The sequence below is a fragment of the Sporomusaceae bacterium ACPt genome, assembly GCA_041428575.1.
Classification (GTDB): Bacteria; Bacillota; Negativicutes; order Sporomusales; family Sporomusaceae; genus Sporomusa_D; species Sporomusa_D carbonis.
Genome location: CP155570.1, coordinates 612,284 through 624,552, shown reverse-complemented (window position 1 = coordinate 624,552; position 12,269 = coordinate 612,284). Strand labels below are relative to the sequence as shown.

At 50.0% G+C, this 12,269-nt stretch carries 11 protein-coding genes; all 11 read right to left on the bottom strand.

The window, feature by feature from the left end:
• Positions 1–42: 42 nt before the first annotated feature.
• The gene (tnpA, locus tag SCACP_RS03005) at positions 43–249 is read right to left on the bottom strand and encodes an IS66 family insertion sequence element accessory protein TnpA (RefSeq protein WP_425061305.1); all 207 of its coding nucleotides are present in this window, start codon (positions 247–249) and stop codon (positions 43–45) included.
• 465 nt (positions 250–714) lie between these two features.
• On the bottom strand, positions 715–1,155 hold the full coding sequence (locus SCACP_RS03000) for a L,D-transpeptidase (RefSeq protein ID WP_425059953.1): 441 nt from the start codon (positions 1,153–1,155) through the stop codon (positions 715–717).
• Positions 1,156–1,493: 338 nt separating this feature from the next.
• Entirely contained in the window at positions 1,494–2,957 is a 1,464-nt protein-coding gene (locus SCACP_RS02995; protein WP_425059952.1) for an S-layer homology domain-containing protein, read from the bottom strand.
• A 66-nt stretch (positions 2,958–3,023) separates the two neighbouring features.
• Positions 3,024–4,304, bottom strand: a complete 1,281-nt coding sequence (locus SCACP_RS02990; protein WP_425059951.1) for an MFS transporter — start codon at positions 4,302–4,304, stop codon at positions 3,024–3,026.
• Between the two features lie 137 nt (positions 4,305–4,441).
• The gene (locus SCACP_RS02985; protein ID WP_425059950.1) at positions 4,442–4,732 is read right to left on the bottom strand and encodes a ferredoxin family protein; all 291 of its coding nucleotides are present in this window, start codon (positions 4,730–4,732) and stop codon (positions 4,442–4,444) included.
• Positions 4,729–6,012, bottom strand: coding sequence for an FAD-dependent oxidoreductase (locus SCACP_RS02980; protein ID WP_425059949.1), 1,284 nt, complete (start codon positions 6,010–6,012; stop codon positions 4,729–4,731). Before SCACP_RS02980 ends, SCACP_RS02985 begins: the two co-directional genes overlap by 4 nt.
• A gap of 35 nt (positions 6,013–6,047) precedes the next feature.
• Entirely contained in the window at positions 6,048–6,980 is a 933-nt protein-coding gene (locus SCACP_RS02975; RefSeq protein WP_425059948.1) for an electron transfer flavoprotein subunit alpha/FixB family protein, read from the bottom strand.
• Between the two features lie 17 nt (positions 6,981–6,997).
• Positions 6,998–7,774 carry an electron transfer flavoprotein subunit beta/FixA family protein gene (locus tag SCACP_RS02970; protein ID WP_425059947.1) on the bottom strand — a complete coding sequence of 259 codons (777 nt, stop codon included), beginning with the start codon at positions 7,772–7,774 and terminating at the stop codon, positions 6,998–7,000.
• Positions 7,775–7,850: 76 nt separating this feature from the next.
• Positions 7,851–8,990: an acyl-CoA dehydrogenase family protein gene (locus SCACP_RS02965; protein ID WP_425059946.1), complete on the bottom strand. Its 1,140-nt coding sequence runs from the start codon at positions 8,988–8,990 to the stop codon at positions 7,851–7,853.
• A 34-nt stretch (positions 8,991–9,024) separates the two neighbouring features.
• A complete protein-coding gene (locus SCACP_RS02960) occupies positions 9,025–10,167 on the bottom strand; it encodes an acyl-CoA dehydrogenase family protein (protein WP_425059945.1) in 1,143 nt (380 codons plus the stop codon).
• A gap of 7 nt (positions 10,168–10,174) precedes the next feature.
• Positions 10,175–11,749 carry an acyl CoA:acetate/3-ketoacid CoA transferase gene (locus tag SCACP_RS02955; RefSeq protein ID WP_425059944.1) on the bottom strand — a complete coding sequence of 525 codons (1,575 nt, stop codon included), beginning with the start codon at positions 11,747–11,749 and terminating at the stop codon, positions 10,175–10,177.
• Positions 11,750–12,269: the final 520 nt, after the last annotated feature.

Sequence of the window (12,269 nt, the reverse complement as noted above, 5' to 3'; positions counted from 1 at the left end):
CGCCAAGCACCGTTGCCAAGAGTTTTTTATCTGTTTTAGTATCTACGGCAATTTTGCATTTGCCGATTTGTATTTCGAGGCTGGCTGATCGTTCTGGCGCAGCCTGGATGACAGGAATCCAGTTTTGTACCGGTTGCGGCTGGTCCTGCTTTTTTCGTGCTGCAGCCATCTCTGCAATGTGCTCAGGCCAATAGCATTTTCATGGCACCATTCTTTTTTGCTTAGGCCACTGGCTTTATACGCTGCCATCAGCGCTGCTTTTTCGACAGCAGAGTAGGCCTTACGCTTGCTTGTTATTGTATTTTCCATACAGCTTATCCCTCCTGAGATCATTATCCCAGGATTGAAGCATATACGCTATGTGGGGATACTTTGACGCTTACCCAAGTTTAATGATGGTGTCCTGACTGTAACCTTACCTAAACGAGATAAGACGCAAAAGCGTTCCAGTAATATCCCTATTAACTAATAACTCAAGGCTGTACTCTTCGGAGTACGGCTATTTTTTTTTATCAAACTGTTGGTTGTCTAGGAATGTAATTCAAATAAAGAGAACCCCTCCACCCTTCTGTTTCTGTCTCCGTAAATCAGAAAGCAGGGGGGCCACGGGGGGAATTTGTGAACGCTCAATATGATTGATACCCCTTCACAATTTTTACCCAAAAATCACTTGAGAGTACCATAGGTTGTCCACTTTCACTTTATTAAAAAAGGTTATACAAAATATAACGGCAGGTAATTATCTGTGAGATTATAGGCTGTTATGTAAGTATTCTTTGTGTATTCCAACAAGGACGTACCCCAGGGCACATCAAGGCCCAGCCACCTGGTCCCCAGCGCAGCCTCCTGACTAAAACCTTTATATATAATATTCCATTCCCCGACAGGTGTAGGTGTTGCCTTTTTGCCAACAGCAACCCGGTAACGCTTAAACAGTTTACCCCCATCATACAATTCCAGCACCCGGTCAGGTATCTTTATCACAATATGTATCTCCCCTGCCGGGGCCCTGGTTGCCTGGCTAATTGAGTAATTTAAAACTGCGGCGTCGATATATTCAAAAAGCCATAGGCCGGCAAGAGTAAAAAACAGCGCAGCTAAGATAATGCCGAACCGGGTCCTTGCCTTTTTGGCATGCAAATTAACAAAAGGCATTCTCACTCTTCTCCTGTTTAGTACGGTTACTTTATTAATATTGCAGCCGGATTATATAAATGACTAAATCATTATCTTCTTAAAATACCAGTAAAATTCACTGTCCGTCTGAGTTTAGCCATAGTAAAGCACCCCCTAAGAATGCTGAGTTTTCTGTCTCAATTTCATTCCGGAGGTGCATCACAGGTCATCGGATAAATGCTCCCAAAATTTCACCATATAGCTACCTATGTCCTTAGGCGGTAAACCGGGGTTGTCTTTTCCATATGATTGAAAAGGCGACCCCGAACAAGTCGGGGTCCCAAAACAACCTGGCAATTAATTTAGTGAGCTAAATTTTAATAGAAGAACTCAAACTTGACCATATAGGTCTTGTCAAGGTTGTCGTCCGATAAATTAGTTAAAGCCCGGTTTTTAATCTTGAAGTCCTGATATTCCAAGGAAGCAATTACATTTTTGGCCACAACGTTTTGATAGGCTAAGAACAAGACATTGACATTATCAGTTCCATGGGTAAATATGTTATAAGGCTGACCGGGATTAGCAACAGCGGTAGTGTCAAAACCGCCCGCACCGGAGGGAAGAGCTCCGGCATCCAGACTCCGGTAGGATATCATCCAGGCGTCGGTACCGGGTTTAGCAGCATTAACTAACGGAACGGCCGAATAGAACACTGCCGGACCTTTGCTGTTGCTCAATTGTACTGCCCAGCCTTTAGGATTGTTAGGTAAACCGACGGCATTATTCAGCGTACTGCTCACATAATCTCCGAGAAGAGTGAGATCGCCGAACTTGTACGTGACCGAGGTCGTCCAGCCTTTGGAACTGTCAAAAGATCCCACATTGGTATTAAGGACTCCCATTCCGTTCGCAGCGCTGCTGCCGGGTACATCGGCCCAGTAATAGCCGGCCTTCATGGTGAGATTGTCAGTTACCTGAAGTCCTACCTGGCCGGTAGTCAGTTGTTGAGCCTCACTGGTAGTGTACCGGGCATTAGCCGCATCCCATTTGTTAGACTTGATGTTGCCTGTCCACCCTTTAAAATTCACCTTGCCCCAAGTGTCATTCACTAAAATACCGTCAACATTCATGGGTTTGCCGATAAGGCCATTGCTGATAAAGTCCAGTGCCGACCGTCCGGCCCGTATGCTGTCCAGGCCAAGAACGTTTTTAGCGGTTATCGTCATTTGATCAAGCGCGATTTCTGAACCGGACGTATATTCGGTATTGCCGAATTTATTCCCGCCGCTGGTAGAAATCCGGCCAAAAAAGGAAACATTATCATTGATATCGCCCCAAAACTTAATTCTTTGCCGGAATTCAAAACTGTCCGAACCTTTCAGTTTTTGGCCGCTGGCCAGCGCGGGATCATCGGCAACATAGCGTATTCTTGTTTCACCGCCCACCCAGGTTTTGGTCTTGCTTTCCACTTTGGCGACCCGTGCGCCAAGGCGGTTAAGCTCACCGGCAAATTCAGCAGACAGTTTGTCGATCAATTGTTTATTGGCATCGTCGGCTTGATCAAACTTATCCATGGCTTTGGCCACAATAAACGCAAACTCATACCGGCTCAGCGTTTTGTCCCCCCGGAAAGACTTATCATTGTAGCCATCCACCAGCCCGGCTTTGGCTAACTTGGCCACGGCATCATAAGCCCAATGATTGGCCGGAACATCACTAAACGATTGTACGGCAGCCGCATGGACCGTGTTCGTCAAAGCCGGGGTGCCGGCCATAGTAATAGATAACAGAGCTAAAGGTACAATTGCCAGCCATTTTTTTGCTTTTTTCATTTTTCTCATGAATATCGCTCCCTTGTTTTTTTGTTTATTTATTCGGACTTTTGCCACACCGTACCATAACTTTTGTTACGCTTTTACCGCCGACTGTGCAGAGTTACTTTTCTGCGGCATAGTGGCAAAAAACAAGGCCAGTATGCCTACTATGCAGATTGCCACATTTAAATAGAAGGCAGGGGTGTAACTTTTAAACATATCAAATAACTTACCCCCCACCAATCCCGCCGGCGAGCAAGCGAGGGCTGACAGCAGCAGCATCATGCCGTTAACTTTTGGGAAAGCTACCGGCCCAAAATAGTTGCCAACCATAGTATTTAAGCAAACAAAGGTCCAGCCAAACCCGGCCCCGTAAAGCATTGCGGCAATGAAAGCCACCATCAGCGAACTTGCCGTAACACTGATAGCCAGGAAAGAACCGGCAAAGTAGCAGCAAATGCCCATCATGAAGGCAAACCGGGCAGGCATTTTGTCCATCAGCCAGCCGCCAATCAGCCGTCCGGCAATACCGCCCATGGTAAAGAGCCCCATGGCCCACGCGGCGTCAGCCGGATTAATGCCGGCCCCCTTTAAGTGCAGGATCCAGTGGGCGGTGAAAAAGAAGAAGGGAAATTGGCAAGCAAAAGAGCCAATAACAATCATCCAGAAGGAGCGGGTCCCGTAGGCTTCACCGGGAGTCCAGTTGTATTTGGTAGCCAAAGAATTGACCGGACCGGCCTGGGCACCGGCTTGTTCTTCAATTCCGTCCACTAACTGGCCCAAGTCTTCGGGCCTTTCCTTTACTGTCAAAAAGGCAACTACGCCTGCGGCAACGGCAATAGCGGCAACCATCAGCCATGCCTGACGCCAGTCGCCGCCGTTAGCGGCAAGCACCTTGTTCATAAGCGGTGCTCCCAGGAACCCGGCAAACCCCGAAGCAGTTAAGGTAATTGCCATCGCCCGTCCGCGATAACGTTTAAACCACCGGGTTACTGCCGTGGATAGAGGTACAATCGTGCCAAAGCCAATACCGGAACCGATAATAAACCCGAAACCAACAAGATAGTGCCACGGCTGGGAGGCAACAAAGGCCATCCATAATGTTCCGATGAGGATCAGGGCCGAACCAATTCCAAAAGTTGACCGGACACCCCATTTTCCAATAGCGGCAGCAACTAAAACGGAGGGCACACCTACGAAAAAATTTAGTAATGTAAAGCCCATGCCGTAAACACTGCGGTCCATTGTAATTTCTTTCAGCATGTACGTATTGATGACTGCGCCGCCGTAAAGCGGAAAACCCATGTTCAGGAGGTAAAGAAACCATAAAGCTCCTACCAACTTCCAGCCATAGAACTGTCGCTTATTTTCCATTGTTTCAATCCCCTCACGCAATTAAATATATTTAGTCAATTAATGCCGGAATTTTTGGGTAATTCTTTTTATACACCGTTATGCCTCCGGCCGGACCTTGACCGGATTCATAACGGTGTTGACTCTTCAAACCGGCATTAACCGCAACGGAAGGCAACACCAAAGGTGCCGCGCGGATAGGTCCATTTAACAATTCCTTTGTTTTTGCACACCACCCGGCAGGCGCCGCATTCTAAACAGCCTGCATAGTCAAAATTCATTTCCCCGTCTTTCAGGGTATATAATACGGCAGGACAAACAACCAGACACGGCTTTTCTTTACATTGGGCACAAATGGTTTTATCAAGCACAATATGCGGCTCTTCTTCATCTACGGCAAATTTGTTCAGTCCCAGAAGCTCTTCAGGCGAAAGTTTCTTTATTGTCATATGGCTTTAACCCCCCTCCAGCCGTCGGCAATTAATTGTCCGAAGGTAACATGCTTCTTCAGCACCTTTAACATGGCTTTATCCATGCGTTCAGGCAGTTTGCCGTCCACTGTGAACAGTGTTTTCATCATGTCGTTAGCCATATTGGGATATACCGACATCATTCGCCGGTTGCTCAGCAGTTCATGAAAATTGGCATACAGCTTCATGGTCGGGATGAGAGCAAGGTTTTCCAGTTCGGCAACATAAGCCGGCCCAATATTACTTTCTCCGTCGTTTTTGAGGACGGCCCGTGCTGCTGCCACCCCGCTGACAATGGCCAAATCAATTCCCCGGAGGATGGTCCCGCTGTTCACCACCATACCGGCGGCATCGCCTACCAGTACCAACCCGTCCCGGTAGAGTTTTTTGGGCATGGCCTGATACCCGACTTCCGGCACCAGGTGGGCTCCGTATTCTATTGTCATACCGTCTTTAATCAACGGGTAAACAGCCGGATGCATTTTTAGATTTTGGAGAATATCATGGATTTTCTTCCCCTGTCCGGCCAGATCTTCTGGGTTGAGCACCACCCCCAAAGAAATACTTTTTTTATTGGTATAGAGAAAACCACCGCCGAGCACTCCGTCTGAGCAGCCAATCAGCACCCGGGCCGCGCCTTCTCCCCCCTGCAGATTAAACCGGTCCTCAATAACCTGTTCCGGCAGTTCAATCACTTCTTTGGCGCCAACACCTACGGTATGAGCAGTAATATCGCCGCGTAATCCCGCCTTCTGAGCGATAAAGGAATTAACCCCGTCAGCCGCTATAACAACAGTTGCATAAATTTCATCGTCGCCGGCCTTGATCCCGACAATCTTGCCATCGGCTTCAATCAGTTCCTCCACGAGAATTCCCGGAACCATCATAGCCCCCTGAGCTTCGGCCCGGGCGGCAAACCATTCATCAAAGGGAGCTCTCAGTACCGAGTAGGACTGGGGAATTTCTTCGCCAAAACCATAATCGGCGTAATCCACGGTAACTGCGCCGTTTTGGCCGAGCATCATGATTTGCTCCCGGACAACTTTGCGTTCCAGCGGCGCTTCCTGATACAGACCCGGCTCGACCAATTCCAGGGCATAGGTATAAAGACGCCCGCCGGTGACGTTTTTGTTCCCTGCACTCGCCCCCCGTTCCACCAGTACGACACTTTTCCCTGCTTTGGCAAGCACGTAGGCGCAAGCGGCACCGGCCGGACCGGCACCGATAATTATGGCATCAAATTTTTCTTCAGCTGACATACTGTAAACCCCCTGTATAAACCGGCATTGCCAGCCTATTTTTGCATCGCTTTGGTTAATAAGGGCACAACTTCGTAGAGATCCCCCACAATGCCATAATCAGCCGCTTCAAAGATCGGGGCTTTTTCATTGCTGTCAACGGCAACAATGACTTTTGCGTCGCGGATGCCTGCCACATGCTGTACCTGACCGGAAATGCCCAGCCCAATATAGAGTTCCGGCTTGACTTTCTGACCGGAAATACCGATATAACGGTCATTAGGCAGCCAGCGATAATCTTCGGAGATACCGCGGGTACAGCCGATTTCCGCACCAACCGCCGCCGCCAAGGCTTCTACCATGGTCAGGTCTTCTTTTTTACTTAAGCCGCGCCCCACGCAAACTATGCGGTCAGCGGCAGCAATATCGGCGCCTTGACGGACAATGGGGCAAACATTCGTTACCGAGACCCGGTTGTCGTCATTAGCCACTTCCACAATCACCACTTCTCCTTGCCCGGTGCCTTGCACAGCTGCTTCAGCAAAGGTCCGGGGCGGTATGGTAACCAGCGCCGGCAGGGTTACCGTTTCGGTCCGCACCGCCAGCCCGCCATATACCAGGCGGGTGGTTTCAATGCCATCGCCGGCACAGGCAACACGCAGGGCGTCGGTAACAAGACCGGCCTTCAGGCTGGCGGCTACTTTCGCAGCCAAATCTTTGCCCCGCATAGTTCCGCCCACCAACAATACACCGGCTTGTTCTTTGGTCAATAGATCGGCCACGGCGTTCGCGTAGCTTTCAGGCCATGGATTGCTTCCTTTTACCACATATACTTTATCAGCACCGGCGTCAATAAAAGTCTGAGCCTCTTCACCGCTTAGCGTAAGCACGGCAACCGGCTGTTTCATAGCATTTTTGAGTTCGAGGCCGGCGGTCAGGAGTTGTCTGGCAACCGCGCTATCTTCTGAATATATCCAAATTCCCGGCATGTTCTTTACCCCTTTCCTCAGCACAGGCCCTCTTGGGCAAGACTGGCAACTAGCTTGGCAACATTATCGGCTTGATTGGCCTCTTTAAAGATGACTTTTTTCCGGTCCATGACATAGCCTTTCACCGACAAACTGCGTACTTTGGGTGCCAATTCGCCGGCAGCAAGACCCAGGTCAGCCACTTTTACTTCTTCCGAAGGTTTTTTAGCGGCAGCCATAACCTGCTTTAAGCCAGGTATGCGGGGTTTGTTGATTTCCGGCAAAACGCTGATCACTGCCGGACCGGTTACGGTCACTTCCTCGGTGCAATCGCCCAGTTTGCGGATGGCAGTTACCCGGCCGTCGGCCACTGAAAGCTGCCGAACAAAAGTAATGGCCGGAATACCTAAAAGGGTGGCCAGACGGGGAGCCGTCTGCTGGCTGTAGGAGTCGGCGCTGCCTTCGCCGCAAAGAATAAGGTCATACGGTCCGGCTTTTTTAATGGCGCCGGCCAGTATATTAGCGGTCACAAAAGCGTCTGCCTGTTCAGCCGCGGCATCGCCGATCCAGTACACCTTGTCCAGCCCCCGGGACAAGGCGTCCTTCAAAGATTGTTTTACCGCAGCAGTACCAAAAGTGAGGGCTTCAACGCTGACGCCATGCTGTTCTCCCAAGAGCACTCCTGCTTCAACGGCGTTTTTGTCATAATCGCTGATTTTGTACTTAGCCCGGCCGGTGTCGAGGGACAAATCGCCGGTAACTTTAATGTCTTGTTCGTCCAGTACCCATTTGTAACAGACAAGAAGCTTCTGCATGGTTTTCCCCTTTCTTCTGCCGGAGAGGGTAAAACACCCTCTCCCCGTTCATTTTGATTGCATAATCATATTTGAGTTAGGCAAGTAAGGCACCGGCAATTACCTTTTCCGGAAAATCCATTGAGCTTGCCTTAATAACGGCTCCTTTTACATCACGATAGAGCCGGGAAACGACCATTTCCTGGCTGTAGCCATAACCGCCTTCGATTTGGATAACGTCAATCAAAGCGCTTTGGCCGATACGGGCGGCAAACAGCTTCAGCATAGCGGCTTCAGTGGCAAAAGGCCGGCCGCTGTCAATCAGATTGGCAGCATCATAAACTGCCAAACGGGCCAGATGAATATTTGTCGCCATTTCCGCCAACATGGTCTGGATGGCCGGGAAGCTGGCAATTGGACGGCGGAACTGAATTCTTTGCTTACTATATTTCACCGCATCATCCATAGCAGCCTGGGCAATGCCGACCACCATGGCGGCTTCGGCGACACTGGCGACTGCCTGAGCGTCGGTTGCAACGGCCATACCTGCTCCTTCGGCTCCTAACAGGCTGTCTGCGGAAATTGTGACGTTTTCAAATACCAGTTCGGCGGACTGGCACCCGCGCAGCCCCATCTTTTCAATGTTCCGGGCGACCGATAATCCGGCAGTTTTACCGTCGACGATAAAAGCGCTCATCCCTTTGGCGCCGGCTTCAGGGTCGGTTAAAGCAAACACAATATAGACACCGGCTACTCCGCCGTTAGCAATATAGCATTTGCGCCCGTTGAGAATATAATTGTCACCGTCTTTAGCGGCCACGACTTTGTACTCGCCCGCTCCGGGAGCCGCTCCCGGCTCGGAAAGGGCAAAAGCTCCCAGTTTTTCACCCTGACATAAGGCCGGTAAGTAGTTTTGTTTTTGCCGGTATGAACCCCACCGGTTGATGGTGTAGGCAGCAAGCGCGGCATGATTAATCAGGATGGACGCCACCGCGCCGCTTACGCGGGACAGTTCCTCGATGATTAAAGCAAAGCTGAGGTACCCGGCCTCAGCGCCGCCAACTTCACCGGGCATAAAAATCCCGAGAAAGTCGTGTTCAGCCATCTTTTGAACAATTTCTGCCGGATGCGCGCCGGTACGGTCAATATCGGCAGCAACCGGCCCGACATACTCCTGGGCAAATTCCCGGGCAGTTTGCTGAATCAGTTGTTGCTCTTCTGTCAATGCATAACTCATGCGTTACCCTCCTATTCTTTCTGCTACCGCTTACTTAAGAGTTAAGCAGCAGCCCGGATATAACCATCCGTTGAACCTGATTGGTGCCTTCATAGATCTGGGTGACCTTGGCATCACGCATGAGCTTTTCCACAAATGAATCTTTGGAATAGCCGTAATGTCCCATTAGTTCGACTGCGTCTGCGGTCACACGCATAGCGGTATCGGTGGCAAAGGTCTTGGCCATGGCCGCTTCCTTGGTATAAGGCACACCGGCCTCTTTCAGGCGGAGGGCGTTACGCACCAACTGTCTGGCGGCTTCCACCTGGGTAGCCATATCGGCTAGTTTGAAAGCAACAGCTTGATGGGTACCGATAGGTTTGCCATTAACATCCAAATATTCTTTGGCAAACTTAATAGCGGCATCAAGCGCCCGGCGGGCAATACCTACCCCCATCGAAGCCACGATCGGCCTGGCCATGTCCAGTGTTTTCATGGCAATTTTCATGCCTTCGCCTTCTTTTCCCAGCAGGTGGTCCTTAGGAATTCGCACATTTTTCAAGATGAGTTCTACGGTATTGGAACTGCGAATACCCATTTTATGCTCCACTGCGCCGACGATAACTCCCTCGCGCTCTTTCTCTACAATGAACGCGCTTAAGCCCTTAACCCCTTTACTAGGGTCGGTAGAAGCAAAGACAACCATAATTGTGGCATAGCCGCAAGTAGTGGCAAAACATTTGGTTCCGTTAAGTACCCACTCGTCACCGTCCAATTTGGCAGTGGTAGCGCAAGCGCCTGCGTCTGAACCGGCGCCTGGCTCGGTGAGGGCGAAACCGCCCATACCGCCGGCCACCAGCCGTCCGTAGTACAGTTTCTTTTGCTCATCAGTGCCGGCAATGGCCAACGGATAGGAACTCAGTCCGTTACCGCCAAGCGTGGTGGCAAAGGCAGCGCAACCATAGCCCCATTCTTCGGCGACAATGGACTGCGTGACAGAGTCATAGCCGGGACCGCCGTACTCTGTCGGCACTGCCATACAATTCAGACCGGCTTTCTTGACTTCTTCCAGAATAAACTCGTGAAATTCGCCTTTTTCATCCCATTCGCCGGCCACCGGAATAATATGCTTAGCCGTAAACTCACGGGCCAACTGTTGCACTTTCTGCTGCTGAGGGGTAAGCGACATGTCAACCATGTTTTCATCAACCTTTCGTTTTGGCTTCGATAATCTGTCTGAGCTGTCCCCACTTCGGCTGGAAAATCCCGCTGGGCATGGTTTTCAAATCCGGCGAAATAGCCGGTTTGAAGTCCATTAGCGCCAGGACGTCCTTCTCCATGTCAATGCCGGGAGCGATCTCCGTCAGGGTCATTTGCCCATTTTCCAGAGTAAATACGGCGCGTTCGGTGACGTAGACTACCGGCTGTTTTACTTTCTGGGCGTATTTACCGCTAAAGGTTATTTGCTCGACGCTGTTAATGAATTTTTTATTTTTGCCCTCCTTAACAATGACCAGCTTACCGTCTTGAGCAGTTACCTCCAAACCGCCGGCGGTAAACGAGCCGCAGTAAACCACTTTTTTCGAGCTTTGGGTAATATTGATAAAGCCACCGCAGCCCATCGGGCGGCCCTTGAATTTACTGACATTGACATCGCCGTCTTTGTCGGTCTGGGCAAGCCCCAGGAAGGCTACGTCAATGCCGCCGCCGTCATAGTAATCAAATTGGGAGTGGTGCTCAACGACGGCTTCACCGTTGTAGGAATGGCCGAAATGGGGCAGACTGGCAGGAACACCGCCGATACCGCCGGCTTCGGTCGTTAATGTCATCATATCTGTTACACTTTCCTCCGCGGCAATGGCGGCAACGTCGCTGGGAATACCAACACCCAGGTTGACAATGGTGTTAGGCGCTAATTCCATGGCTGCACGGCGGGCAATAATTTTTCGTTCGTTCATGGGCAATTCAGGAATGCTGTTTAATGACACTTTGATATCTCCGGCAAATGCCGGATTGAAATACAGCCCCTCTGTCTGCCAGCAACACTCTTGCTTTGTTGCCACTACGATATAGTCAACAAGAATGCCGGGAACTTTCACTTGCTTGGGATGTAAAGAGCCGGCCTTTGCCAGATATTCGGCCTGTACAATAACAATACCGCCGGAATTTTTTGCTGCCTGGGCCAAAGGAAGCGCTTCCATAAGGACGCCCTCTTTGTCCATCGTCAGGTTACCGTTTTCATCAACTACCGTACCCCTGATGAGGGCCACATGAATGGGAAAGGTTTTATAGAAGAGCCACTCTTCGCCTTCGAACTCGACAACTTTGACAATGTCCTCGGTCGTCACCGAATTCATTTTAGCGCCATCGACACGGGGATCGACAAAGGTCCCCAAACCCACTTTCGTTATCAGTCCCGGACGTTTGGCGGCTATTTCCCGGAATAGCTGGACAATAACCCCCTGTGGCAGACAATAGGCTTCGATCTTGTTCTCAGCCAGCAGTTTGGACATCCCGGCAGACGACCCGATATGAGCGCCAATCCATCTCTTGACAAGTCCCTCTTTACCCAAGCGGGTTGTCCCCCGTTCCTTCCAGTCACCGATTGCCGAAGCATGGGTTAGAGTTATGTTCTGAGGATGGCCGGTTTCCACAAACCGCTTTTCAATAGCTTGGGCAATTTCTTCAGCCCAGGCCGCAAGACCAAAGCCGGTCGCAGCCACAGTGGCGCCATCCGGAATTAATGCTGCTGCCTGATCGGCAGTTATTATTTTTGACACGCTTCATAGCCCCCTTCAACTTGTTCAGATGATTCGCTATACTATATAAGCAAATTTTATGCCAATAAGGATTTTTTCTAATTATCCAGCAATATCACAAGACTTTTGCCCGCAACTTTCTCTTAGGCAATTCTGTTAAGTACCATTTATGCGACATTTTTAAAAATTCAAAAAACGCGATGTACCAAATCCGGTACATCGCATCTAATCTTTACTGCCAGACAGGCCAAAATTTCCGAAATGAATAGTTGTCAAAAGGCAACGTTAGATTGCTTCACATACGTTCGCAATGACGATAGAGGACTGTACAATTTTCCGTTCATTGCGGGCACCGTCGCCTATGAGACCATATTTGAAGCAGAAAGTCATTGAATAGTGCTTAGTTAGGCATTACAGCATCGTAGCGTGGCAATCTTCCTTCCGGTGCTTCTTCGGGGTAGAGGCCCGACATCGTAGTCTTCTGCGGTTTGACAGGTACTATTCAAAAACATAAAAAACTGGATGTACCCCTACCGGTACA